A 22,973-nucleotide genomic window follows, 5' to 3' on the forward strand; every position below is an offset into this window, starting at 1 on the left:
TTCCCCACCCACGCCGTCCTTCGAGGTCGACGCGGTAGGCCTCACGCGGTCTCCGGTCGAAGGCCCGCGGAGACTTTCACCGTCGTAGCGAGCGCAGCGAAATTACACCGTGACTCACGCGATCCCTCTGCGTGACGTGTCCCGGGGTGACTTCGCTGCGCTCGCGATGACGCCGTATCACCGAGCCGATCGCAAGATCTCGCCCATGCGCCGCACCGCCGGCTCGATCGCCCGCTCAGGCACAGCGGCGTAGCCGAGCAGCAGCCCAGGCTCCGGCTTGCCGACATGGTAGGCCGAGAGCGCGACCGCGGAGATCCCGGCCCGGCCGAGTTCCGCCGCGGCTTCGGCATCGCCGAGTGCGCGCGGCCAAGCCGCTCGGGGCCGGGCGATGAGGTGCATCCCGCCCTCCATCGGGGCGACCGCGATCACGTCCGCGGCGTGGTGGCGCGCGGCCTCGACCAGGGCCTCCTGGCGAAGACCGTAGAGGCGCCGGGTCCGGCGCAGGTGGCCGGCGAGGTGCCCGTCCTCGATGAAGCGGGCCAGCGCCCATTGGCCGATCCCCGAGGGTGCCGGGCCGGTCTCGGCGAGCGCCTGGTTCACCGGCGCGACGAGACCCCGCGGCAGCACGAGGTAGCTGAGGCCGAGTGCAGGCAGCAGCAGCTTCGAGAAGCTGCCGACGTAGATCACCCGCCCGCCGCGATCGAGGGCGCGCAGGGGCGCGAACGGACGCCCGGCATATCGGTAGGCACCGTCGTAATCGTCCTCGACGATCCAGCCGGAAGCCGCTTCCGCCCAGGCCAGGAGGTCGAGCCGGTTCTCCAGACTCATGGCGTGGCCCAGCGGATAATGGTGGGCCGGCGTCACTACGGCGAGTCGCGCCCCCGGCGCCAGGGATGCGGCTCGGGACGCCGAGAGGCCGCCGGGACCGACCGGGACCGGAACGGGCCGAAGGCCGGCGCTCGCCAGGGCCTGGGCGATCCCGGGAAAGCCCGGCTCCTCGACCAGGGCCGTCTCGCCGGGATCGAGCAGCAATTCGGCCAGCAGGCGCAGGCTCTGGCGGATCCCCGCCGTGACGATCACGTCGTCGGCCTCGCAGGCCACGCCCCGACCTTGCGCCAGATAGGCGGCGACGGCGCGCCGCAGCGCCGGCGAACCGCGCGGGTCGGACCGCTCGGCCGGCCCGTGGCGCCACTCGGCCTGAAGCAGGCGCGCCCAGACCGCGTAGGGGAACGCATCGAGCGCCGGCCGCCCGAGCGCGAAGGCGTCGGGCACGCCGGGCCCCGCCATGTACCGGCGGCCCGGCACCGCGGCGAGGCGCGCGCCCCGGCGCGACAGGCTCGGTGCCGCGGTCGCGGCCGACGGCGCCGCCGGCCGCGACCGCGGGAGCGTATCATCCGGAAGGGTCACGGCGACCCGCGTAGCCGAGCCGGGCCGCGCCGTCAGATAGCCCTCCGCGATGAGTTGCTCCAGGGCGAGCACCACCGTCCCGCGGGCGCAGCCGAGATCGGCCGCCATCAGGCGGGACGCCGGAAGCCGCGCCCCCCGCGGCAGGCGCCGGTCGAGGATCGCGGCCCGCAGGCTCTCGCGGAGCTGGGCGTGCAGCGGCGTCGGCGATGCGGGATCGAGGCTGACGGGCAGCGGCAGCGGGGCCTGGGCCATGGCAAGCGGTCCAGTCGGATTTCGGAAACTGGACCTTTCTCCTGGTCCACCAGCCGGTCAAGCATGGCTTTGACGCAACGACCAAGGGACAGGGTTCATGTACCAGCCGCCGCATTTTCGAGAGGATTCGCGCGCGGCGCAGCACGCACTGATCCGGGCCCATCCGCTCGGCCTGCTGATCACCGGCGGCGCCGGCGGCCTCACCGCCAACCCGATCCCGTTCCTGCTGGAGGAGGCCGGCGCGCACGGAACCCTGCGCGCCCATCTCGCCCGCGCGAACCCGCAATGGCACGACCTCGCGGCCGCCGGGGAATGCCTGATCGTGTTCCAGGGTCCACAGGGCTACGTCACGCCCGGTTGGTACGCGAGCAAGCGCGAGCACGGGCGCGTGGTACCGACCTGGAACTACGCCACCGTCCACGCCTGGGGGCGGCCGAGCGTGATCGAGGACGCGAACTGGCTCCGGCGCCAGATCGCCGACCTCACCGCCCTACGCGAAACGCCGCGCGCCGACCCCTGGGCGGTGGAGGACGCGCCCGAGCCCTTCGTGGCGGCACAGCTCCGGGCGATCGTCGGAATCGAGATCCCGATCACCCGCATCGAGGGGAAGTGGAAGATGAGCCAGAACAGGCCGGAGGCCGACCGCGCCGGCGTCATCGCGGGGATGCAGGCGGAAGGCGAGACGGTTCTCGCCGCGATGGTGACCGAGCGGAGTGGATCGTGAGCGCGCGCCTCAACGCCTTCGGCCAGCCGATCGGCCCGGCCCTGCCGGACTGGACGCCGCGTCCGCTTCCGCCACGAACCCCCATGGAGGGCCGGACCTGCCGGGTCGCTCCGCTGGATCCTGATGCCCACACCTCGGATCTGTTCGCGACCTATGGCGCGGCGCCGGACCGACGCGGCTGGACCTATCTGGGAGACGAGTTGCCCGAGAGCGAGACGGCTTACCGGGCGCGCATCGAGACGATGGCGGCGAGCCGGGACCCGCTGTTCCACGCGATCCTCGACCGCGTGAGCGGAACGGCTCTCGGGATCGCATCCTACCTGCGGATCGATCCGGGCAACGGCGTGATCGAAGTCGGCCACCTCCATTTCGGGCCCCGGCTGCAGCGCGTCCCCGCCGCCACGGAGGCGATGGCGCTGATGATGGCCCGCGTTTTCGAGCTGGGCTATCGCCGCTACGAGTGGAAGTGCGACAGTCTCAACGCGCCGTCGCGGGCGGCGGCTCTGCGCTACGGCTTCACCTTCGAGGGCATCTTCCGCAACGCCGTGGTGGTGAAGGGTCGCTCGCGCGACACCGCGTGGTTCTCGATCACCGACGCGGAATGGCCACGGGTGCGGGCCGGTTTCGCGGCGTGGCTCGACCCCGGAAATTTCGACGGGGACGGCCGGCAGCGGCGCGGGCTGGCTGAACTGCGCGCCGAGGCGGGATGATTTTCGGGCCCCGCAGCCACGCCGTGATATCCTTCAGGGAAACCCAATCCTGGCGAGCGTTTGACATTGCGGTTGCCGCCGGATCACCCACTATGTCGTCCCGCGACGCGAAACGGCGCCCGGGATCCCGAAACGCATACGGATCGGGACCTTGCGCGGTCGCCGTTTGAAGGATTCGCAGCGCCTGTCACCGTCTTTGCGAGCCCCGCTCGCGATGACGGCGCGGGCCGATCGGCCGAGCTATCCAACCGGAACCGTATCGCACCGCCGGCGCATCTGGCTTTCGGGCTCGCCGTGGCGCCGCGGAATCACGGGGTACGGCCAATACCGGTGCCAAATCGATCACCGCGCGAAGACCGAATCCGGGTTGCCGCAAGGTTTGTTGGAACGGCCGTCTACGATCCGGGGATACTGGCAGCCAAGAATGCCTCCGCGGTGCGCAGACTCAGTGCCATGATGGTCAAGGCCGGGTTCGCGGCGAGAGAACTCGGGAACGTCGAGCCGTCGCACACCCACAGGTTATCGATGTCGAAGCTGCGGCCATAGGGGTCGACGACGGCGCTCGACCCGTCGCGCCCCATCCGGCAGGTGCCGATGGTGTGGGCGACGCGCTCCAGCACCCAGATGTCCTCGGCGCCGGCCGCCTGCCACAGGTCGCGCATCACCTTCGTGGCATGGGCGTTGAGGCGCTCCTCGTTGGTGCCGTAGCCGAAGCTCACATACGCCTTGCGCATCCCGTGCGCGTCGGTCTCATCGGAGAGCGTGAGCACGTTGGCGTCGCAGGGCAGCGTCTCTCCGTTGATGCCGATGCCGGCCAGATGATTGTAGCGGTCGAGGTAATCGAGCAGCGGCTTCCCCCACAGGCCGCGTCCGCGCACCACCGCGTTCCCGAAGGTCAGCGGCACCACGCCGAGGCTCTGGATGAGGTAGCCGCCCGCGAAATCCGCGCCGGCGCGGATGAAATCCTCTGTGATCAGCGACGAAGGGTAGCCGCGGTTCATCCGCACCTCGCTGGCGAAGGTACCCCAGACCTGCGTGGCGACGTGGCCCATGTAGTTGCGGCCGACCTGACCGCTCGAATTGGCGAGCCCGAGATGCAGCAGCAGCCGCGGCGTCTCGACGGCGCCGGCGCAGAGGAACACGGCGCCGCTGCGCTGACGCCGCTCCTGCCCGTCCTGCGTGTAGACGACCGCCTTGACCCGGCCGTCGGCGCCGCGCTCCAGACCATGGACGAAAGCTCCCGGCCGGATCTCGGCCCCGTGGGCCACCGCCAGCGGCAGGTAGGTCACGTCCATGCTCGCCTTGGCGCCGTTGCGGCAACCCTGGTGGCAATAGCCACAATTGATGCAGGCGTTGCGCCGGGGCCCGGCCTCGGATTCGAAATCCTGCGAAACCACCGCCGCGGGCGCATCCGCCCAGCGGATGCCGAGCGTGTCGCAGGCCCCGGCCATGATCTGGGCCGGCCCGTTGCGCGGTACGGGGGGGAGGGGATAGCGGCGGCCGGGATCCCAGGGATAGCTCTGCGGGCCGGAGACGCCGATGAAGCGCTCCACCCTCTCGTAGAACGGGGCGAGTTCCTCATAGGTCAGCGGCCAGTCGCAGCCCTCGCCGGTCTCCGTATGGAGCCGCAGGTCGCGTGCATCGGCCCGGGGCACGAAGGCGCCCCAGTGCAGCGTCGAGCCACCGACGCCGGTGCCGCTGTTGTTCGCCCCGAACGCCTCCGGGGTCGAGCCACCGCTCAGGCGCTCCTCGGTCCAGTAAATCTCGTCGGCCAACGACTCGTCGAAGGCGAAGCGTTCCGGGGTAAAGTTCGGTCCCGCCTCGAGGGCAACCACCTTGAGGCCGGCCGCCGCGAGGCGCGCGAGGAGCGGCGCGCCGCCCGCCCCGGTGCCGACGATGACCGCGTCGACGGTCTCGTCCTCGCGATAGGCCCGCATCCCGTCGAGGTTCATCGCACCGCCTCCTCGTGTGCGGCCCGCGGTTCCCAGGGCTCCGGCGCGTCGAGCCCGACCTGATGGAAGCCCGGCAGTCCATCCGCGATCGCCCCCGGCCGGTCGCCGCCGGCGCCGATGCCCGAGAAGCCGATCCGGGCCAGGGACGCGGGATGGGCGAGCCAGAGCCGGGCCGCGTCGGCGCGCAGGTCCTCGAACCAGAACCGCATCCGGTCGCCATCCAGCTGGCCGCCGACGGACCCGGGCACCGTCAGCTCGCCCTTCTGGGCGAGGGTGAGCAGCGCGTCCTGGTGCAGTCCTTCGAGGACGAGGAAGGGTCTGCCGTGCGCGGCGCGGGCGGCCGCGTCGAGGGTGCGCAGACCGGCGCGATAGGCCTCGGGGTCCGGCGGAAGCGCCGAGAAGCGCCAGCCGTCGCCGCCCCCGCTGCCGAGGCGCCGGTCGAGCCGGGCGGCGAGGTCGAGGCCCGGTACCGGCAGGACACGGGCGAAGACGGCGCGCAGGATCGCGAGCTCGACCGGATCGAGGGCCTCCGGCCGGTAGAAGGGATCGTCCGCTGCGGCGCGCGCGCCGAGCGCTGTGCGCAGGCGGCCGTTGACCCGATTCGAGGCGATCAGAGCCGCATAGGCGGGCGGCACCGCGGGCGCCGGAGCGGCTTCCGGAAGCGACCGGTCACCGAGATAGGCGACGAGCAGGTCGGCCAAGGTTTCGGGACGCTCCAGAGGCAGAAGATGGCCGACGCCGTCCACGGTGACCAGGCGGTGGCGGGCGAGATGCGGCGCTGTCAGAGCCCGCTGCGCGTCCGGGCCGAGGTCGGCATCCTCGGAGCCCGCCAGGATCAGGGCGGGCGTGTGCAGGATTCCGACCCGGCGGCACAGGTCCTCGCGGGCGCCGGATCCGAGCCAGGCCTTCCAGGCTTGCGGCGAGGCCTGCAGCACGTCAGCGGTCGCGCGCGTCTCGGCTTCCGGATCGAGGCCGGCGCCGACATTGTCGCGCACGAACGCCCGGGCCTCGCGAAAGCGGGTCTCCGGATCGGCGTCGACCCAGGCGATCATCCGGGCGCGGCGATCCTCGGGGATCGGCTCGGGACTCGGCGGCGAGCCGGAGACCAGGATCAGGTCGGTGAGCCCTTCGAGCCCCGGCTCGCCGTCCTCGGACCGGCGCGCCAGGGCCAGCGCGACCTTCGCGCCCATGCTGTGGCCGGCGATGCCGAACCGCGCGGGTGCCCGGGACCGGATCGCCGCCGCCACGTGGTCGGCCATGGCGTCGACGGAGAAGCCCATGCTGCCGGCCGCGTTGCCGAAGCCGGGGAGATCGACGGGCACGCAGGTCGGAGCATTGCCGAGGGCGTAGGCGAGACGCTGCCAGCTGCGGGCGCTGCCGCCAAGGAAATGGAGGCAGAAAAGGACTTCAGGCTTGGCCATCGCCGGGACATCGCGCGGACCTGGACCGCTTCAAGCGTACGCGACGCCGCATGGCGCTGACGCTCAGGCCCGGACGGGATGGCGCGTGCGCGGCCGGCATGGGATCACGGCGCCGGAGAGAGCCATGACGTCGGAGACCGATCTTGCCTGGCGGGTAGACGAGGCGTGTCTCAACGCCTGGCCGAGCCCGCGCGAGCTCCTCGTCCAAGGCTACCTGCTGCGCGCCGCCGGCGGCCCCTCGAAGCGGCAGAACTCCGTGAACCCGCTGCGCGGAAGCGGCGCCCCCGAGCCGGCCATCGAAGCGGCGGGTACGATCTACGGCGCACTCGGGCGTCGTGCCATCTTCCGGGTGCCGGCGATCGCGCCGCAGATGGATCCGCTCCTGGAGCAGCGCGACTTCGCCATCGTCGACGAGACCTGCACCCTCTACCGCGGCCTCGACGGCCTGCCCGAACAGCCGGATCGCTCCGTGGCGCTCGCCCAGACGCCCGACGCCGACTGGCTGGCGCTGCGGGACGCGGTGAACCGGGCCGACCCGGCCGCCGCGCAGGCGTTTCGCAACACGACGGAGATGCTGGTCCTGCCGCGGGCCTTCGCGGCGGCGGCGACGGAAGGCGGGATCGGCGCGATCGCGTTCGGCGTGCTCGACCGCGAGCTGCTGGTGATCGAGTCGGTGGCGACGCCCGAGCCCCTGGGCGGCCGAGGTCACGCCCGGCGCGCCGTCGGTGCGCTGCTGCACTGGGGCCAGGCGCTGGGCGCGCGGGCAGCCTGCCTGCAGGTGGCGGCGGCAAACGCGCCGGCGCGGGCGCTGTACCGGGCTTCAGGATTCGATCGCGAACTCTACCGGTACCACTACCGCATCGCGCGCGAGACGGCGTGAAAGCCCGTGCGATGCCTCAGGCATCGAACAGCGAGCCCTGCCGGGCTGGCGTGGCGATGTTCGCAGGCGTCCGCTTCCCGGCCGCGGGGGCAGACGTCGGCTGTGCCCGCGCGGCGCGGCGGCCCGGCTTGGCGGACAGGGAAGGATCGGTCGTCCCGTCCGGCACCGCGCTCACCGTCCCGTCGGCGAATTGCAGGCTGAGACGAGTCGCGGCCGCCGCCTCGGCGGCGTGGCGCACCGGCAGGCCGGCGGCGTCGCGCACCAGCACGTAGCCGCGTTCCAGCACGGCGCGGTAGCTGAGCGAGCCCAGCAGCTGCGCGAGGCCCGCCAGCCTGTCGCGGCGGCGCTCGACGCTCCGTGCGCCGGCCTGGACGAGGCGGTCGGAGAGGGCAACGAGACGGTCGGCCCGGCGAGCCTGGAGCGCCCGCGCCCGCTCCAGGCTCGCGTCCCGGGCGACGACGAGGCGGCGGCCGAGCTGGGCCATGGCCTCACCCTTCCGCTGCACGTCGTTGCGCAACGCGGTGAGCGGCCGATGGTCGATCCGCCCGAGCCGTGCCCGGGCGTTGGCGAGGACCACGTCCGGCGAGCGCCGGGCCATTTGGTCGAGAAGGAGCTGCAGCCGGGCGCGATGCCGGCTGGCGCCGGCCGCCAGCGCCGGGGCGAGCCGTGCCTCGGCGAGGTCGAGCCGCTGGCGCTTGGCCGCCAGCAGGGCCTCGGCGCTCGGGAACGCGCGGCCGAGTGCCCGCAGGTCGGAGCGGTCGCGGTCGATCCGACGACCGATCGCCCCGACCGCTCGGGCCGACAGGTCCGCGACCGTGGCGATCAGGTCCGCGCGGACCGGGACGGCCATCTCGGCGGCGCCCGTGGGCGTCGGTGCCCGGCGGTCGGAGACGAAGTCGATCAGCGTGGTGTCGGTCTCGTGCCCGACCGCCGAGATCAGCGGGATCGCGCTCTCGGCCGCGGCGCGGACCACGCATTCCTCGTTGAAGGCCCACAGGTCCTCGATCGAGCCGCCGCCGCGCGCGACGATCAGCACGTCGGGGCGCGGGATGGCGCTATCGGGGCCCAGGGCGTTGAACCCGCGGATCGCCGCTGCGACCTCCTCGGCCGCGCCGTCGCCTTGGACCCGCACCGGCCAGACCAGAACGGGGCGTGGGAAACGGTCCTCCAGCCGGTGAAGGATGTCGCGGATCACCGCGCCGGTGGGCGAGGTGACGACGCCGACGACCCCCGGCAGATAGGGAATCGCCTTCTTGCGGTCCGGGGCGAACAGCCCTTCGGCCGCGAGAAGCTTCTTGCGCTCCTCAAGCAGGGCCATCCAGGCGCCGAGGCCGGCCGGCTCCAAGCTCTCGACCACGATCTGGTACGAGGATTTTCCCGCGAAGGTGGTGATGCGGCCGGTGGCGACCACTTCCAGCCCCTCCTGGGGCTTCTGGCGCAGGCGCCCGAATACGCCCTTCCAGACCACTGCGTCGATCCGCGCCTGCCCGTCCTTCAGGGAGAAATAGGCGTGGCCCGAGCCGTGCGGCCCGCGATAGCCCGAGATCTCGCCGCGCAGGCGTACGTGCCCGAACGCGTCCTCCAGGGTGCGCTTCAGCGCACCCGCCAGCTCACCCACCGTCCATTCGGGCTGGTTGGCGGTGAGAACGCTGGTCGGCGGGGTATCCGCCGCGGGCGAGGCTGCGGGGCGCGGTGGCGGCACAAGTGGCATGGGCGGAGGCTAGAGCATGAGGTGGGAAAGGGGAAACCGGCTTTCCGGATCTGTTCCGCAGCCGCCCCTGTGCGAGCCCGCGGGGCGTGCTTCTATTCCACCGCCAGTTCGCGCGGGCCGTCCGAGATCGCCACCCGCGGGACGAGCAGCGACAGGAGCAGCGTCAGCACCGCGACCGCGAAGACCGTCCAGAACGTGCCGTGGAGGGCGTGCTGGAGCCCGGCCCGGACCGCGTCGCCGCCGGCGCCGAGACTGCCCGGGTCGTCGAGCAGGCGCCGGAGCTGATCGGAGCCGACCACCGGCCCGCTCTCCGGATGCGCGAGCCGGTAGTTCAGAACGGCGCCGAGCACCGTGGCCCCGAGCGTCGAACCGAGGTTGCGCGAGAAGATGTTGGAGGCGGTCGCCGCGCCGCGCTGCGCCCAGGCGACGCTGTCCTGGATGATCACGATGGCCGCGGTCGACAGGAACCCCATGCCGAGCCCCATCACGATCGAGCCGCAGGCGGCCACCGCGGGCGACGTCTCGGAGCCGAGGAACACGAAGGCGGTCGCCCCGAGCGGCAGCAGGGTCGCACCGACCAGCAGCGTCGGGCGCAGGCCGAAGCGCACGAAGGTGCGCGCCGCCGTGGTAGCGCCGATCGGCCAGCCGAGAACCATCAGCGTCAGGGTCAGTCCGGCCACCAGGGGCGATTGCCGCAGGACGCCCTGCACATACATCGGCAGGAACGCGGTGAGCCCGATCACCGTCATGCCCGAGAGCAGCGTCGCGGTGTTGGCGGTGGCGATCGGGCGCTGCATCCAGAGGCGGACATCGAGCATCGGGTCAGCGGCGCGGCGCTCCTGCAGCACGAACAGGGTGGCGGCCACCGCGAAGCCCAGGGCCGGCCACAGCGCGGCCGACGCCGAGGTACCGGCCTCGGTGAGCGCCATCATCAGCGCCGCGATGGCGGCAGTGAACAGGGCCGCGCCGAGGGCGTCGATCGGGCGGCTGCTGCGCTCGACGCTCTCCCGCAGATTGGCCAGGAAGAGTCCGGCGGCCACGAGGCCGACCGGCAGGTTGATCCAGAAGATCCACGGCCAGCTCAGGTGGCCGATGATCAGGCCGCCGACCAGCGGCCCGGCCACCGACGAGATGCCCCAGACGCTGGCGAGATAACCCTGGATCCGGCCGCGCTCGCGAGCCGGATAGAGATCGCCGATCACCGTGAGGCTCACCGGCTGGATCGCCCCAGCACCGACGCCCTGCACGAGGCGGAACAGGATCAGGGACGGCATCGACCAAGCCAGCCCGCACAGCAGCGAGCCGACCAGAAAGACCGCGATGCCGAACAACAGCACCGGCCGCCGTCCGTAGAGGTCGGACAGCTTCCCGAACACCACCGTGGTGGCGGTCTGGGTCAGCAGGAAGGAGGCGAACACCCAGGCGTAGAGGTGGAGGTCTCCGAGCTGACCGGCAATCTGCGGCATCGCGGTCGACACGATCGTGGCCTCGATCGCGATCATGAACATCGCCGCCATCACCGCGGCAAGGACCAGCGGGCGGCGTGTCTCGGAGGGAGTCGGCATGAGCGCGGTCTAGGCCTCGCGCGCGCGCCGACCTAGCGCCGATGATGCGGCGACGAACCGGCCGGCATCCGCGCCGTGCGGGAGCGCACATCGAGTCCATTCCCGCCCTGCGGAGGGCACATGCGCCGGACCCAGTGATGCTTCCGATGCACGCGCGGCCCGAGGAGGGCAGCCGGTTTGCGGCTACGCCTCGCTCTCTGCGTCGAGGTCACGGCCGCGCGTCTCGGGCAGCAGCAGGGCGGCGACGGTCCCGACGAGGCTGAAGGCGGCCAGGTAGTAGGCCGGCGCAAGCCGGTCGCCGGTGACGGCGATCAGCCAGTTGACCACGTAGTTTGTGCTGCCGCCGAACACCGAGACCGACACCGCGTAGACGATCGACAGGCCGGCGCTGCGTACAGCCCGCGGCAGCGCCTCCGGGATCCCGACGATCACCGCGGCGGCGTTGATGGAGGACAGGGCCGAGAGCAGGAACGTCACCGCGTAGACGCTCGCCGCGCTGGGCGAGCGCACCACCCAGGCGAAGGCCGGCACCGCCAGCAACAGGATCAGCGCCCGCGGCCAGATCATCACAGGGCGCCGGCCGACCCGGTCGGCGAGCCAGCCGCCGAGCAGGGGGAAGATCACCGAAGCGAGGCCGAGGGCGATCGGCACCGCGGTGGCGGCGGTCTCGCTCAGGCCGAGCGTGGCGCCGGCATAGACCGGCATGTTGGTACCGACCGCGTTCGACACGGTCGAGGCGGCGATGACCAGGAAGGTCAGCCCGAGCAGGCGGCCGTGCTCACGCAGCAGCCGCCCGACCACCGCCAGGGTCGAGGACGCCGCGTCGGGATCCTCCTCGGCGCCCGCCGTCTCGGGCAGGTGGCTGCGGATCACGAGTCCGACCGGCACGACGCACAGGCCCAGCGCGAACATGATGCGCCAGCCCCAGTCCGCCATCGCCCGGTCGCCCATGACCAGCGCCAGGATCGTCGCGAAGATGCCGGCGAACAGGGCCGCGCAGCCCTGGCTGGCGATCTGCCAGCTGGTCACGAATCCGCGCTTGGCCGGCGGCGCCGCCTCCAAGAGATAGGCGGTCGACGGGCCGACCTCGCCGCCGAGGGCGAGGCCCTGCACCAATCGTCCGACGATGACGATCACCTGCGCCCAGATGCCGATGGCCGCGTAGGGCGGGCAGGCCGCCAGCATCAGCATGCCGAGCGCCATCAGCGCGATCGTGATCAGCATCGCCGGCTTGCGCCCGGCCCGGTCCGCAAAGGCGCCGATCAGGACGCCGCCGATCGGCCGCATGACGTAGCCGATCCCGAACAGTGCCAGCGAGGCGAGCAGGCTGTGGGTCGGATCGGAGGCCGGGAAGAACGCCTCGCCGATCGGCTTCGCGAAGAAGGCATAGACGGTGAAATCGTAGAACTCGAGGGCGTTGCCCAACACCACGGCGCCGACCGCCTTGCGGTCGAGGATCGGGTGCTGCGGCGCGCCGGCGAGCGCCTCGGGCCTGGCATCCATCAGCGGACCGGCTCCCCGGCCGGATGCTTGGCGATGCCCCCCGTCACGGGCTCGACCCCGTCGGATCCGGCATCGTCGTAGCCGGCGAGCCAGAGCGTGCGCGCCTCAGTCCCCTCGGCGTAGGGGCAGGCCTCGCGGGCGAGGCCCTTCCAGGGCGCGGCTCGGCCGAGCGCGCATGCGTCGAGATCGTTCGGGGGCGAGTCCATCCTGGCGCAGCTCCTCGTGTGTCGCGTCCGCCGCGATGTAGGGCGCGGGGCGCGTGCCGCCGCGCTCAGTGTAGCGTTGGATCCTCGTCCGGCAGCAGGGTCACGGCCTCGCTGAACGGGAATTCTAGGACGACCTCGCCCTCCGCGTCGGTGACCACCAGGCACGCGGTCATGAGACGGGCTTGGTCCCGCGGATCCTGCAGGGCGGCGCGGATCGTGTCGCGGGCCTTCTCCCAGGCCTGATCCGGGTCGAGGAGTTCGACGCCGGTCGGATCGGTGATCACGTCCCCGCCGATATGCGTGTGGAAGAAATAACGCGCCATGGCCCCCGTCCCCGGTCCTGAACGCCCCCCGAAGGAAGCTACCCCCAGGTGGGGATCGCGCCGGCTCCGATCAGCACCCGGGTGCTCCGCGGGGGCGGATCGATCGGCGAAAGGGCTCAGCCGTTCGCGAATCTCGCCGGCGGGGTCGAGGGTACGGGCCGGAGGTTCCGCACGGTGGCGGGGGCGGCCGCCGTTCGCTGATGCTTCTCCATCGTCATCAGCGGCCGCAACTCCGGTTCGGCAAAATCCAGCAGCCTGGCGTTGCGCCAACGCGGCTTACCGGTACCGCGGCCGAACCAGCGCGGGCGTTCCTCCTCGACCAGAAGAACTAGCCGGCCGGTCCAAGATCTCCGGAACCAGAAGCGCCCCGTCAGAGCCATCGTCCCATCCTCGCGCGCAGACCGTCCGGAGCGCTCATGCTCGTTATCGGACGCCCCAATACCGGACTTGGCCGTCGAAGTACCGGTCGACGACACCTTCAGGCCTAGCGCTGACCGATATCCACAGAGGCCTGCGCTCACCGCGCGAGGTGATGGAAAAACAGTCCGAGCAGCACGAGCCAGACAAGGGCTGCCGTAGCGTACACGCATCCGCGCACGATCGCGGCCTCCAGGGCCTGGTGCGCGGAACCCCGCGCGGCTGGTTCCGGGATGCGCCGCACCGGGCTATCTCGGGCCGGGCGTGGTGGCGGCGCGGAGAGGTAGCGCGTCAGGCTTTTCGGGAGCGGTCGATCGTGCGTCTTCACGGCAGATACAGATTAAAATCTGTCGATACCGGGCGGCAAGCCTCTTCAGCGGGGTATCGGAGGCTTCGGCATCTTTGACCGTCCGATTTGTGACGATGCAGGCCCGTGCTACAGATCGTCGACCCGGCGGCACAGCCCGCCCGCCCGCGTTCGATCATGTCCCTGCCCCCTGTCCTGATCACGGGCGTCGCCGGCTTCATCGGCAATGCGCTCGCGTTGCGCTTCCTCCAGGCCGGCCGGCGGGTCGTCGGTCTCGACAACGTCAACACCTATTACGACGTCACGCTCAAGGAGGCGCGGCTCCAGCGACTCGCCCCCTTCGAGGGCCACAGCTTCGAGCGTCTCGATCTCGCGGACCGTGCCGGGATCGACGCGCTGTTCCGCCGCCACGGCTTCCGGACGGTGGTGCATCTCGCCGCCCAGGCCGGCGTTCGTCATTCACTGACCGATCCGCACGCCTACGCTTCGAGTAATCTCGTCGGCTTCCTCAACATCCTCGAAGCCTGCCGCGACGGCGGCGTCGAGCATCTGCTCTACGCGTCATCGAGTTCGGTCTACGGCGGCGTCACCGCAATGCCGTTCTCCGTGCACCAGAACGTCGACCATCCGCTGAGCCTCTACGCCGCCACCAAGAAGGCCAACGAGCTGATGGCGCACAGCTACAGCCACCTCTACGGCCTGCCGACCACGGGCCTGCGCTTCTTCACCGTCTACGGGCCTTGGGGACGCCCGGACATGGCGATGTACCTGTTCACGCGCGCCATCCTGGCCGGCGAGCCGATCCGCGTCTTCAACGAGGGGCGGATGCGCCGGGACTTCACCTACATCGACGACATCGTCGAGGGGATCGTCGCCTTGGCTGGACGGCCGGCCGCGCCGAACCCCGCCTGGAGCGGTGGCGCGCCCGATCCCTGCACCAGCGCGGCGCCCTATCGGGTCTACAACATCGGCAACAACGAGCCGGTGGAGCTGATGGAGATGATCGCGCTTCTCGAGGAGGCGCTGGGGCGGAAGGCGGAGACGATCATGCTGCCGATGCAGCCGGGCGACGTGCCGGCCACCTTCGCCGACATCGACGACCTCGTCCGCGACACCGGCTTCCGGCCGGCGACACCGCTGAAGCTCGGCATCGGGCGCTTCGTGGATTGGTACCGGAGCTACCACGGCGTCTGAGTGGCGTGGGCCCCGGCGAGCGGCGAGCGGGCAACTTGGTCGCACCAGCGAATTGGTGCGGACCTGCACGATATCGCGACCATCCTCACCCCGCGCGGCGTCCATCCTCCAGCTTCGATCCGCCGCAGGCGATGAAGGCCGATGCACGGTGTTGAGGCTCCGGCGGTCGGGTGTGGCCGTGCTGCCCATTCACCGGGACGACAGCTTCATACGGCTAGGCCGTTGCACCGCGTGCGTGTAATCATTTAGAGCTGTTCCAGGCGAGCAAGCTCTGCCCTAACCGCTGCCGCGACAGCGGCCATAAGGAGGAAATCCATGCGTTCACTCGTTCTCGGCGCCGTCCTCGCCGCCCTGATCCCGCTCTCGGCGCAGGCCCAGGAGGCCGGTGATGCGGCCGCCGGCGAGAAGGCGTTCGCGCCCTGCAAAGCGTGCCACAACTTTCAGAAAAACGGCGTGGGCCCCGACCTGAAGGGCGTCGTCGGTCGCAAGGCCGGCACCTACGAGGGCTACAGCTACTCGGCCGCGATGAAGAATTCGGGCATCACCTGGGACGAGGCCAATCTCCATGAATGGCTGAAGAACCCGAAGGCGAAGGTTCCCGGCACCAAGATGATCTTCCAGGGGTACCCCGACGACAAGAAGATCAACGACGTAATCGCCTACCTCAAGACGCAGTCCTGACGCACAGACGAGCGGCGCAACGAGACCCGAGGGCATCCGCGCGGCCGCGCGGATGCCTTCTGCCTTTGGAGAGCGCGATCGCAGCGGCAGGATCGCGCCGAACGGAACGCCGGTCCGTCGGCGAGCGCCCTAGGGGAGAAGGCCGCCCTGGAGGCCGAGCCGCAGGGTGATCAGGTCGTTCAGCAGGTTCTGCCGCCCTTGCACATCGAGGCCGGTCAGTTCCCCGGCCTCGTCTGGAATGCAGGCGAGAACGTCGCGCAGTTTTTGGCCGGCCGGCGTGAGAAAGATGCTGACCTGCCGCTCGTCGACCCGGTCGCGGGCGCGCCGCACGCGGCCCGAGGCCTCGAGGCGCTTGAGGAGCGGCGTCAGCGTTCCGGAATCGAGGAACAGGCGGTTGCCGATCTCCTTCACCGACAAGCCGTCCTCCTCCCACAGGACGAGCAGGACGAGATATTGCGGGTAGGTGAGTTCGTGGCGGCCGAGGAGGTTGCGGTAGGCGCGACCGAAGGCGTGCGCTGCGGCGTAGACCGCGAAGCACAGCTGGTTGTCGAGGCGTTGCCGATCCTGCTGCGATGACGTGTCGACGGTCGCGAGACCCGCCTGGTTCGGCGCAGCGCCGCTCTGCGAAGCAGTCGGGCCTGACATAGGTTGAACTCTCTCTGGTAAATGCGAGCTATCGTACCGGTATGCCGAAAGGTCACTCTTAGTCAGTTCGCGAAACCGGTACAATTCTCACGGCCCTGAAGTGAGCCGGCTTTCCGCGCGGTTGGCGTTCAGCCGTCCATCAGCGGGTGCAGATCGCGTACCATCGCCTTCAGACGCTCACCGAGGACATGCGTGTAGATCTGCGTTGTCGAGATGTCGGCATGGCCGAGCAGCTCCTGCACGATGCGCAGATCCGCCCCGTTCTGCAGCAGATGGCTGGCGAAGGCGTGGCGCAGGACGTGCGGGCTCACGCGATCGGGCCGCAATCCGGCCGCCACGGCCACGGCCTTGAGATCGCGGGCGAAAGCCTGCCGGGTGAGATGCCCGCTTTCGCTGTCGGCGGGAAACAGCCACGGGGATTCCTCCGGAACCGAGGCGAGGTGGTTGGCCATCGCGGCGCGCGCCGCCTCGGTCAGCGGGACGAGGCGCTCGCGGCCGCCCTTCCCCTTGACGATCAAATATCGCTCACGGGTAGCGCCGGCGGTGCGCGGCAAGGCCACGAGTTCCGAGACGCGCAACCCCGTGGCGTAAAGGAGTTCCAGTAGGCAGACCATTCGGCGGCCGCGGCGCGCCGGCCCCGGCTCCCGGTCGGGCGCGGCCGCCGCCTGGGCGGCGGCGAGGAGGCCGTCGACTTCGGCGATCGAGAGGACTTTCGGCAACGTTCGGCCGCGGCGGGGTCCGGAGACCGCGAGGCTTGGATCGGCCTCGGCGTAACCCTCGGCGTAGAGAAACTTGTGGAAGCCGCGGACACAGGACAGGCGCCGCGCCGCCGACGAGGCCTTGAGCCCGCGCGTCTCCAGATCGGCGACGAAGGCCCTGAGGCTGCGCGTCTCGGCCTCCTCCAGGGCAATGCCTTCGCGAGCCAGGTAGGCGAGGTAGTCCTCGAGGTCGCGCCGGTAGGCCGTCAGCGTGTTGGCGCCGGCACCACGCTCGGCGGCCAGCATGTCGAGATAGGCTGCGACCTCCGGGAAGGGAGGGGGTGCCGTGCCGCCATCATCCCCGGCCGCGCTCAACGGTTGCCCGGTTGCAACTTCGAGGCCGGGATGGTCACGCTCATCTCCCGTGGGGTCGGCACGACGAAGTTCGCTAGCGCGAACATCACCGCGAAGGCGAGACCCGCCAGGACCGCGAGGGTTGCAAAGAAACGAAACAGGGTCGGCACGTCGGTCGAACCTCGGGCAGACGGGCGCAATCGGCGGGGAGGGAAACGCGCGGAGGCCTCCTCCGAGCCGCCGCATGTCCCCGGTTTCCATCACGCGATCAAGGCGCTGACAAGGCCGGGAAGGACACAGCGATGCGTTTCGCTGCCCGCTCAAAACGCGCTAAGTGCCTGGCTCAGGATGAGGAGCCCCCCGTCGAGGCGCTTGCGGGGCGGCGACGAGGGGCCGGAGACGCCACAACCATGCGATGCTGCCGTCGATGAGCGAGGAGGAGGCTGGTGAACCGATCGAGGCACGCCTGCGCCGGGCGCTGGGTCCGCGCTCGATCGTGCTCGTCGGCCTCATGGGGGCGGGCAAGAGCACGGTCGGCCGTCGTCTGGCGAGCCGGCTTGGGCTGATCTTCAAGGACGCCGACAACGAGATCGAGGCGGCGGCCGGCCTGACGATCCCCGACATCTTTGCCATCTACGGCGAGCCGAGCTTCCGGGACGGCGAGGAGCGCGTGATCTCACGCCTGCTGCGCGCTGGCCCCCTGGTGCTGGCGACCGGCGGCGGCGCCTACCTGCGCGAGGCCACCCGCGCGCGGATCGCGGAGTCCGCCGTCTCGGTCTGGCTCAAGGCAGATCTCGACGTGCTGATGCGGCGGGTGCGCAAGCGCGGCAACCGGCCCCTGCTCTTGACCGCGGATCCCGAAGCGACGATGCGCGACCTGATGGCGGTGCGTCACCCGGTCTACGCGGCGGCCGACGTGGTTGTGATCTCCCGGGAGGTCTCGCACGACCGCGTCGTCCAGGATGTGCTGGAGGCGTTGGACGCCCACCTCGGCGGCGGGGCCCGAGCCTCATCGCCGCGCATTGAGACCTGAGCGAGCTTATCCGTGACCGAGCCCTCGACCAATCCGGGTCCCTTGACAGTCCGCGTGCCGCTCGACGCGGGCCGGGCCTACGACATCCTGATCGGGCGCGGCCTGATCGAGGCGGCCGGCGCACACGTGGCTGCCCTCGGCGCCCGGCGGGCGGCGATCGTCACCGACGGGAATGTCGGGGCGCTCTACGGCGAGCGCCTGCGAGACAGCCTGGAGAGCGCCGGCTTGGCTTCGGGCGTGGTGACGGTGGCGCCGGGGGAGGGCTCGAAATCCTATGTTGGCTACGCGCAGGTCTGCGACGGCCTGCTGGCGCTGAAGGTCGAGCGCGGTGACCTCGTGGTCGCGCTCGGCGGTGGCGTGGTCGGGGATCTGGCTGGTTTCGCCGCCGCGACCCTGCGGCGGGGCGTGCGCTTCGTACAGGTGCCGACCAGCCTGCTCGCGCAGGTCGATTCCTCCGTGGGCGGCAAGACCGGGATCAATGCGCCGCTGGGCAAGAACCTGATCGGAGCGTTTCACCAGCCCCGCCTCGTGCTGGCCGACACCGCCGCCCTCGACACATTGTCCGAGCGCGAGATGCGCGCCGGCTACGCCGAAGTCGCCAAGTACGGGCTGATCGCCGATCCCGGCTTCTTCGACTGGTGCGAGGCGAACTGGCGCGGGATCTTCTGCGGCGGCCCGCAGCGCGAGGAGGCGGTGGCGTCCTGCTGCCGCGCCAAGGCCGCGGTCGTCACACGCGACGAGCGGGAGGACGGCGAGCGGGCGCTCCTGAACCTCGGCCACACCTTCGGCCATGCCCTGGAACGGCTGACCGGCTACGAGTCCGCCCGGCTGGTACACGGGGAGGGGGTCGCGATCGGACTCGCGCTCGCCTTCCGGTTCTCTGCGCGCCTGGGGCTCTGCGCCGGGCAGGAGGCCGGACGGGTCGCCAACCACCTTGCGCTGGCGGGCCTGCCGACACGCCTGCAGGCGGTGCCGGGCGGCTGCGGCGATGCCGAGGCCATCCTCGACGCAATGGCCCAGGACAAAAAGATCCGCGACGGGGCGCTGACCTTCATCCTCGCCCGCGGGATCGGCCGGAGCTTCATCGCGCCGGGCGTGGACCGTGCGGAGGTGCGGGCCTTCCTTCAGGACGAACTCGCCGCCGCGCGGTCCTGATCGCATCCGACGCGCCGTCGGCCTTGCCTTGCGCGGGTCGGGCGGCTAAGAGCCTGCCACGCCCAGACCGTCGAGGTCCGGACGTGCCGAGGCGGCTCCCGTCTCGGAGTACTGGCTCGGACCGTCCGCATGGACGCCCGGGACAGGAGGTCGAGGCCGGTCCGCCGGCCTTGCCGGTCGCCGGTGTAGCTCAGTGGTAGAGCAGCGCTTTCGTAAAGCGAAGGTCGGGGGTTCAAATCCCTCCTCCGGCACCACCGATACCGTTATCAAGCGGCCCGCCGGGAACGCGGGTTCGCTTGCATACCCGGACGGTTCTCCGGGCCGGCGGATGGGATCAGGATCCGCGCCGACCTGACGGAGGTCCGAGGGGCTGATCGAGCCTCCAGACACTGCAGAGCCTGGCAGCGCTACCGACGCAATCCATGAAGCCCCCCGGTTCCGACCGCTCGATAAGGCAGGCGACCGGATTACGCCCGAGCGGCATCTTCGATCTCGATCAGATCAAGCTTCAGCCGGATCTATTCGAGCAATTTCTATATCCTGTCCTTCACGTAAGACTTTTATGCACTTCGCATCCTCGTTGGGACGACGCCTTCTTCCGAAACCGTCGCTCTCTGCTCGAGCTCGGCAACGCGGTTTTGGAGCGCAGCCACCTGACGGATCGCGCGTGCGAGTACGTGCACGATCGCCTCTTGGCGACCGGATTCGGTTGGCTGCCGTAGAGCTTCGTCGAGTTCGCGCGTCAGGATATCGATCGGCATGTGGCTTCTCCCGCAGCGGGTCAGATGCTGATCATGGCCGGTACGGCCAAATACTGTTCCCAAGACCCGCACAGCGCGAAGGCCAAGATCACGCTGCGCGAATGACGTTCATTGCCTGAACCATCAACCGAGCCACAATCCTGGCAACGCGCCCATTCGGTCATTGAGGTAAATCAATGTGCGGTCCCGCAGCCTGCATACTGGTATCAAATCCTCAAAACTAGGGAGTTCCAAATGGCTGAATCCGGCACGGAACTGGCGGCCAAGGGCGAGAAGGCCGCGAACCGCTCGATTGCCCCGACAGAATGGCGACCGTTCGAGACTTTACGCCGGGACGTCGATCTCTTCATCGATGACCTCGGGCGCACTTTGAGGCGGATACCCCTCGGCTTCTCCGGCGGCGACATCGAGCCAATCATGAGCAGCACCGCGATGTGGCATATCGCGCCAGTCGCGGACATCGTCAGTAAAGCCGCGTGCTACGAGATCACGGCCGAGCTTCCGGGGATGGACGACAAGAACATCCAGGTGAAGGTTTCGGACGGGATGCTGACGATCCGGGGTGAGAAGAAGGAGGAAAAAGAAGAAAAGAAGGAAGGATACTACCTTTCCGAGCGCCGCTTCGGCTCCTTCGAACGGTCCTTTCGTATTCCGCCCGGGGCGAATGCGGACAAGATCGAGGCGGTCCTCAAGAATGGCGTCCTGACGGTGACGCTGCCCAAGACGACCGACGCGAAGGCCGAGAAGACGGTTGAGATCAAGGCCGCCTAGCGCGGCTCCCGATCATGTTGCGACCCGAAACTGCTGCGGGTCTTTCTTTGATTCGACATGCTCGCTGGCGCCGAACCGATATTGGCATCGGCGGCGGGCGCTCAGTCTGACAGGCCGCTGCGGGGCGTGGAGCGGGTCGGCCGTTTAAACCACCCGCTCCGCGCAACGCCGGTCATTCTCGGAATCCAGTCATTCTCGGAATCTTGTCGCGGGAGGTTTTCGATGGCCGAGCGCATCTTTCGCGACCGGGCGGAAGCCGGGTGTGAACTCGCCGACAACCTCGGTGCGTTCGCGGGACGTCCGGACATCGTCGTTCTGGCGCTTCCGCGCGGCGGCGTTCCGGTGGCCGCAGAGGTGGCGCGCGTCCTTCGCGCACCGCTCGACGTGTTCGTCGTGCGCAAGCTCGGCGTGCCGGGCTACGAGGAACTGGCGATGGGCGCGATCGCCACCGGCGATGTTCGCGTGATCAACGACGACATCGTCGCCTCGCTCAAGATCCCGCCCTACCTGATCGAGTCGGTGGCCGCCGAGGAGCGGCAGGAGCTTCTGCGCCGCGAGCGGCTCTACCGGGGCGGCCGGCCGCCCGCGGAGGTCCGGGGCCGCACGGTCATCCTCGTCGATGACGGCCTGGCCACCGGTGCCACGATGCAGGCCGCGGTCCGGGCCATCCGGATGCGCAAGCCGGGGCGCATCGTCGTTGCGGTGCCGACCGCGTCTCGCGACACCGTGGAGCGCCTGAAGCAGGAGGCCGACGAGGTGGTCTGCGCCGTCCTGCCGGAGCCGTTCCGGGCTGTGGGCGCCTCCTACAAGGATTTCGCGCAGACGAGCGATGACGAGGTGCGACGCCTGCTCGGGCGCGCACAGGCCGCCGTGGAGCCCGCGAGCACCGGAGGCGACGGCGTCGAGGGCGAACCCGACGCGACCCTGATCGCGCGCCTGGAGGCCGCGGCCATCCGCTTGACCGGCGATGCGGGCGACTACGACCCGTTGCTGTTACTGATCGGCGAGGCCCGTTTCGTCCTGCTCGGGGAAGCCTCCCATGGGACCCGCGAATTCTATCGCGAGCGGGCGGAGATCACCGCGCGCCTGATCCGGGAGAAGGGGTTCACGGCCGTGGCGATCGAGGCCGATTGGCCGGATGCCTGGCGGGTCAACCGCTACGTCCGCGGCGACAGCGACGACCTCGATGCGGTGGAATCGCTCTCCGGCTTCCGGCGCTTCCCGACCTGGATGTGGCGCAACGCCGAAATGGTCGATTTCGTCGAATGGCTGCGCTCGTACAATCAGGCACTCCCGCCCGACGCGCCACGCGTCGGGGTCTACGGCATCGACCTGTACAGTCTGCGTGCATCGATGAAAGCGGTGCTGCATTATCTCGAGACCGTCGATCCGGCTGCGGCCGAGGCGGCGCGCGCCCGCTACGCCTGCTTCGACCGCTTCGGTGAGAGCGGCCAAGTCTACGGCTTCTTGACCGGCCTGAAGGGCGTCGGCACGTGCCAGGAACAGGCGGTGGCCCAGCTCCTGGCCCTGCAGCGGCGCACGGCGGAGACCCTGGCCTGGAGCGGCAGCACCGACAGGGAGGAGCGCTTCAGCGCCGAGCAGAACGCGCGTGTCGTCAAGGCTGCCGAGGAATACTACCGCACGATGCTCCTCGCGGAGGTCTCCTCGTGGAACCTGCGCGATCGCCACATGGTCGAGAGCCTGGAATCGCTGATCGCCCATCTGGGACAGGGCGGCCGTCCGCCGAAGATCGCGGTCTGGGCGCACAACTCGCATCTGGGCGATGCGCGCGCGACGGAGATGGGCGATCGCGGCGAGCTCAATATCGGGCAGCTGATGCGGGAGCGCCACGGGCACGCGGTCGTGAGCATCGGCTTCACCACCTACACCGGGACCGTGACCGCCGCCTCGGACTGGGATGCGCCGGCCGAGCGCAAGCGCATCCGGTCCGCCCTCCCAGGCAGCTACGAGGCGCTGTTCCACGCCGTCGGTGCGGGCCGCTTCCTCCTGCCGCTCACGCCGGGCAGCGAGGCGGCGCGATTGCTTCGGCCGGCGCGCATCGAGCGGGCGATCGGCGTCATCTACCGTCCCGATACGGAGCGGCAGAGCCACTACTTCCGGGCGCGTCTGCCGGACCAGTTCGACGCGATCCTTCATTTCGACGAGACGCGCGCGGTGACGCCGCTCGAGCGCACGGCGGGCTGGGAGGCGGGCGAGGTTCCGGAGACCTTCCCGGTCGGACTGTGAGCGCATTGCCGCGGCGCTTGCGCGCTGCTTCACCGCGCGAAGGAGACGGACATGAG

The 22,973-nt window shown here is 70.2% G+C and carries 22 protein-coding genes and 1 tRNA gene; 10 read left to right on the forward strand and 13 right to left on the reverse strand.

The genetic code is table 11. The features are described 5' to 3' along the window. Positions 1–177 precede the first annotated feature (177 nt). Positions 178–1,659 carry a PLP-dependent aminotransferase family protein gene (locus Q8W67_RS04030; RefSeq protein ID WP_305541062.1) on the reverse strand — a complete coding sequence of 494 codons (1,482 nt, stop codon included), beginning with the start codon at positions 1,657–1,659 and terminating at the stop codon, positions 178–180. Positions 1,660–1,756: 97 nt separating this feature from the next. On the opposite strand from Q8W67_RS04030, the gene Q8W67_RS04035 reads away from it, so the two are divergent. Then, entirely contained in the window at positions 1,757–2,383 is a 627-nt protein-coding gene (locus Q8W67_RS04035) for an FMN-binding negative transcriptional regulator (RefSeq protein WP_305541065.1), read from the forward strand. After that, the gene (locus Q8W67_RS04040; protein WP_305541068.1) at positions 2,380–3,093 is read left to right on the forward strand and encodes a GNAT family N-acetyltransferase; all 714 of its coding nucleotides are present in this window, start codon (positions 2,380–2,382) and stop codon (positions 3,091–3,093) included. Before Q8W67_RS04035 ends, Q8W67_RS04040 begins: the two co-directional genes overlap by 4 nt. Positions 3,094–3,488: 395 nt before the next feature. Here the strand turns inward: Q8W67_RS04040 and Q8W67_RS04045 are convergent, their stop codons facing one another. Beyond that, positions 3,489–5,045, reverse strand: a complete 1,557-nt coding sequence (locus Q8W67_RS04045; protein WP_305541071.1) for a GMC family oxidoreductase — start codon at positions 5,043–5,045, stop codon at positions 3,489–3,491. Next, complete coding sequence (locus tag Q8W67_RS04050) at positions 5,042–6,466, reverse strand: alpha/beta hydrolase (RefSeq protein ID WP_305541074.1); 1,425 nt, start codon at positions 6,464–6,466, stop codon at positions 5,042–5,044. The genes Q8W67_RS04045 and Q8W67_RS04050 overlap by 4 nt, the downstream gene beginning before the upstream one ends. 124 nt (positions 6,467–6,590) lie before the next feature. Here Q8W67_RS04050 and Q8W67_RS04055 point away from each other — a divergent pair, with 124 nt between their 5' ends. Beyond that, positions 6,591–7,346 carry a GNAT family N-acetyltransferase gene (locus Q8W67_RS04055; protein WP_305541077.1) on the forward strand — a complete coding sequence of 252 codons (756 nt, stop codon included), beginning with the start codon at positions 6,591–6,593 and terminating at the stop codon, positions 7,344–7,346. A gap of 16 nt (positions 7,347–7,362) precedes the next feature. Here Q8W67_RS04055 and xseA read toward each other — a convergent pair whose 3' ends face one another. The 6 genes from xseA to Q8W67_RS04085 form a co-directional block, all read right to left on the reverse strand. Next, complete coding sequence (gene xseA, locus Q8W67_RS04060; RefSeq protein ID WP_305541079.1) at positions 7,363–9,057, reverse strand: exodeoxyribonuclease VII large subunit; 1,695 nt, start codon at positions 9,055–9,057, stop codon at positions 7,363–7,365. Positions 9,058–9,149: 92 nt separating this feature from the next. After that, positions 9,150–10,622 carry an MDR family MFS transporter gene (locus tag Q8W67_RS04065; protein ID WP_305541082.1) on the reverse strand — a complete coding sequence of 491 codons (1,473 nt, stop codon included), beginning with the start codon at positions 10,620–10,622 and terminating at the stop codon, positions 9,150–9,152. A 183-nt stretch (positions 10,623–10,805) separates the two neighbouring features. After that, positions 10,806–12,125 (reverse strand): MFS transporter, encoded by a 1,320-nt coding sequence (locus Q8W67_RS04070; protein WP_305541085.1) that lies wholly within the window; start codon positions 12,123–12,125, stop codon positions 10,806–10,808. Beyond that, on the reverse strand, positions 12,125–12,331 hold the full coding sequence (locus Q8W67_RS04075) for an Rmf/CrpP family protein (protein ID WP_305541088.1): 207 nt from the start codon (positions 12,329–12,331) through the stop codon (positions 12,125–12,127). The genes Q8W67_RS04070 and Q8W67_RS04075 overlap by 1 nt, the downstream gene beginning before the upstream one ends. Positions 12,332–12,396: 65 nt before the next feature. Next, positions 12,397–12,654 carry a hypothetical protein gene (locus tag Q8W67_RS04080; protein WP_305541091.1) on the reverse strand — a complete coding sequence of 86 codons (258 nt, stop codon included), beginning with the start codon at positions 12,652–12,654 and terminating at the stop codon, positions 12,397–12,399. 116 nt (positions 12,655–12,770) lie between these two features. Further along, positions 12,771–13,034 (reverse strand): hypothetical protein, encoded by a 264-nt coding sequence (locus Q8W67_RS04085; RefSeq protein ID WP_305541093.1) that lies wholly within the window; start codon positions 13,032–13,034, stop codon positions 12,771–12,773. 521 nt (positions 13,035–13,555) lie between these two features. Between Q8W67_RS04085 and Q8W67_RS04090 the strand changes: the two genes are divergently transcribed. Together Q8W67_RS04090 and Q8W67_RS04095 are read left to right on the forward strand one after the other, a co-directional pair. Further along, positions 13,556–14,572: an NAD-dependent epimerase gene (locus tag Q8W67_RS04090; protein WP_305541285.1), complete on the forward strand. Its 1,017-nt coding sequence runs from the start codon at positions 13,556–13,558 to the stop codon at positions 14,570–14,572. A 315-nt stretch (positions 14,573–14,887) separates the two neighbouring features. Then, positions 14,888–15,253 (forward strand): cytochrome c family protein, encoded by a 366-nt coding sequence (locus tag Q8W67_RS04095; RefSeq protein WP_305541095.1) that lies wholly within the window; start codon positions 14,888–14,890, stop codon positions 15,251–15,253. A 129-nt stretch (positions 15,254–15,382) separates the two neighbouring features. On the opposite strand, the gene Q8W67_RS04100 is transcribed toward Q8W67_RS04095, so the two are convergent. The 3 genes from Q8W67_RS04100 to Q8W67_RS04110 all read right to left on the reverse strand — a co-directional run bounded on the left by Q8W67_RS04100 (position 15,383) and on the right by Q8W67_RS04110 (position 17,120). Continuing rightward, on the reverse strand, positions 15,383–15,898 hold the full coding sequence (locus Q8W67_RS04100) for a MarR family winged helix-turn-helix transcriptional regulator (RefSeq protein WP_305541097.1): 516 nt from the start codon (positions 15,896–15,898) through the stop codon (positions 15,383–15,385). A gap of 128 nt (positions 15,899–16,026) precedes the next feature. Further along, positions 16,027–16,971 carry a site-specific tyrosine recombinase XerD gene (locus tag Q8W67_RS04105; RefSeq protein ID WP_305541099.1) on the reverse strand — a complete coding sequence of 315 codons (945 nt, stop codon included), beginning with the start codon at positions 16,969–16,971 and terminating at the stop codon, positions 16,027–16,029. Further along, entirely contained in the window at positions 16,968–17,120 is a 153-nt protein-coding gene (locus Q8W67_RS04110) for a histidine kinase (RefSeq protein ID WP_305541102.1), read from the reverse strand. The genes Q8W67_RS04105 and Q8W67_RS04110 overlap by 4 nt, the downstream gene beginning before the upstream one ends. 257 nt (positions 17,121–17,377) lie before the next feature. Between Q8W67_RS04110 and Q8W67_RS04115 the strand changes: the two genes are divergently transcribed. The 3 genes from Q8W67_RS04115 to Q8W67_RS04125 all read left to right on the forward strand — a co-directional run bounded on the left by Q8W67_RS04115 (position 17,378) and on the right by Q8W67_RS04125 (position 19,392). After that, positions 17,378–17,983, forward strand: a complete 606-nt coding sequence (locus Q8W67_RS04115; protein ID WP_305541104.1) for a shikimate kinase — start codon at positions 17,378–17,380, stop codon at positions 17,981–17,983. Positions 17,984–17,995: 12 nt separating this feature from the next. After that, positions 17,996–19,138 carry a 3-dehydroquinate synthase gene (gene aroB / locus Q8W67_RS04120; RefSeq protein ID WP_305541107.1) on the forward strand — a complete coding sequence of 381 codons (1,143 nt, stop codon included), beginning with the start codon at positions 17,996–17,998 and terminating at the stop codon, positions 19,136–19,138. Between the two features lie 179 nt (positions 19,139–19,317). Then, positions 19,318–19,392: transfer RNA gene (locus Q8W67_RS04125), tRNA-Thr, on the forward strand. Positions 19,393–19,698: 306 nt separating this feature from the next. Here the strand turns inward: Q8W67_RS04125 and Q8W67_RS04130 are convergent. Further along, positions 19,699–19,899 carry a hypothetical protein gene (locus Q8W67_RS04130; protein ID WP_305541109.1) on the reverse strand — a complete coding sequence of 67 codons (201 nt, stop codon included), beginning with the start codon at positions 19,897–19,899 and terminating at the stop codon, positions 19,699–19,701. Between the two features lie 234 nt (positions 19,900–20,133). Here Q8W67_RS04130 and Q8W67_RS04135 point away from each other — a divergent pair, with 234 nt between their 5' ends. Continuing rightward, entirely contained in the window at positions 20,134–20,670 is a 537-nt protein-coding gene (locus tag Q8W67_RS04135; RefSeq protein ID WP_305541112.1) for an Hsp20/alpha crystallin family protein, read from the forward strand. Between the two features lie 222 nt (positions 20,671–20,892). Continuing rightward, a complete protein-coding gene (locus tag Q8W67_RS04140; protein WP_305541115.1) occupies positions 20,893–22,917 on the forward strand; it encodes an erythromycin esterase family protein in 2,025 nt (674 codons plus the stop codon). Positions 22,918–22,973: the final 56 nt, after the last annotated feature.

Origin of the sequence: Methylobacterium sp. NEAU K (assembly GCF_030700285.1) — a bacterium.
In the GTDB taxonomy this organism is placed as follows: Bacteria; Pseudomonadota; Alphaproteobacteria; order Rhizobiales; family Beijerinckiaceae; genus Methylobacterium.

What these genes read in the sequence shown, in the direction of transcription:
- Q8W67_RS04130 (WP_305541109.1), bottom strand. Translation starts at nt 19,899, where the DNA reads ATGCCGATCGATATCCTGACGCGCGAACTCGACGAAGCTCTACGGCAG.
- Q8W67_RS04050 (WP_305541074.1), bottom strand. Translation starts at nt 6,466, where the DNA reads ATGGCCAAGCCTGAAGTCCTTTTCTGCCTCCATTTCCTTGGCGGCAGC.
- Q8W67_RS04045 (WP_305541071.1), bottom strand. Translation starts at nt 5,045, where the DNA reads ATGAACCTCGACGGGATGCGGGCCTATCGCGAGGACGAGACCGTCGAC.
- Q8W67_RS04085 (WP_305541093.1), bottom strand. Translation starts at nt 13,034, where the DNA reads ATGGCTCTGACGGGGCGCTTCTGGTTCCGGAGATCTTGGACCGGCCGG.
- xseA (WP_305541079.1), bottom strand. Translation starts at nt 9,057, where the DNA reads ATGCCACTTGTGCCGCCACCGCGCCCCGCAGCCTCGCCCGCGGCGGAT.
- Q8W67_RS04070 (WP_305541085.1), bottom strand. Translation starts at nt 12,125, where the DNA reads ATGGATGCCAGGCCCGAGGCGCTCGCCGGCGCGCCGCAGCACCCGATC.
- Q8W67_RS04055 (WP_305541077.1), top strand. Translation starts at nt 6,591, where the DNA reads ATGACGTCGGAGACCGATCTTGCCTGGCGGGTAGACGAGGCGTGTCTC.
- Q8W67_RS04090 (WP_305541285.1), top strand. Translation starts at nt 13,556, where the DNA reads ATGTCCCTGCCCCCTGTCCTGATCACGGGCGTCGCCGGCTTCATCGGC.
- Q8W67_RS04140 (WP_305541115.1), top strand. Translation starts at nt 20,893, where the DNA reads ATGGCCGAGCGCATCTTTCGCGACCGGGCGGAAGCCGGGTGTGAACTC.
- Q8W67_RS04030 (WP_305541062.1), bottom strand. Translation starts at nt 1,659, where the DNA reads ATGGCCCAGGCCCCGCTGCCGCTGCCCGTCAGCCTCGATCCCGCATCG.
- Q8W67_RS04080 (WP_305541091.1), bottom strand. Translation starts at nt 12,654, where the DNA reads ATGGCGCGTTATTTCTTCCACACGCATATCGGCGGGGACGTGATCACC.
- Q8W67_RS04075 (WP_305541088.1), bottom strand. Translation starts at nt 12,331, where the DNA reads ATGGACTCGCCCCCGAACGATCTCGACGCATGCGCGCTCGGCCGAGCC.
- Q8W67_RS04135 (WP_305541112.1), top strand. Translation starts at nt 20,134, where the DNA reads ATGGCTGAATCCGGCACGGAACTGGCGGCCAAGGGCGAGAAGGCCGCG.
- Q8W67_RS04115 (WP_305541104.1), top strand. Translation starts at nt 17,378, where the DNA reads ATGAGCGAGGAGGAGGCTGGTGAACCGATCGAGGCACGCCTGCGCCGG.
- Q8W67_RS04100 (WP_305541097.1), bottom strand. Translation starts at nt 15,898, where the DNA reads ATGTCAGGCCCGACTGCTTCGCAGAGCGGCGCTGCGCCGAACCAGGCG.
- Q8W67_RS04095 (WP_305541095.1), top strand. Translation starts at nt 14,888, where the DNA reads ATGCGTTCACTCGTTCTCGGCGCCGTCCTCGCCGCCCTGATCCCGCTC.
- Q8W67_RS04035 (WP_305541065.1), top strand. Translation starts at nt 1,757, where the DNA reads ATGTACCAGCCGCCGCATTTTCGAGAGGATTCGCGCGCGGCGCAGCAC.
- Q8W67_RS04065 (WP_305541082.1), bottom strand. Translation starts at nt 10,622, where the DNA reads ATGCCGACTCCCTCCGAGACACGCCGCCCGCTGGTCCTTGCCGCGGTG.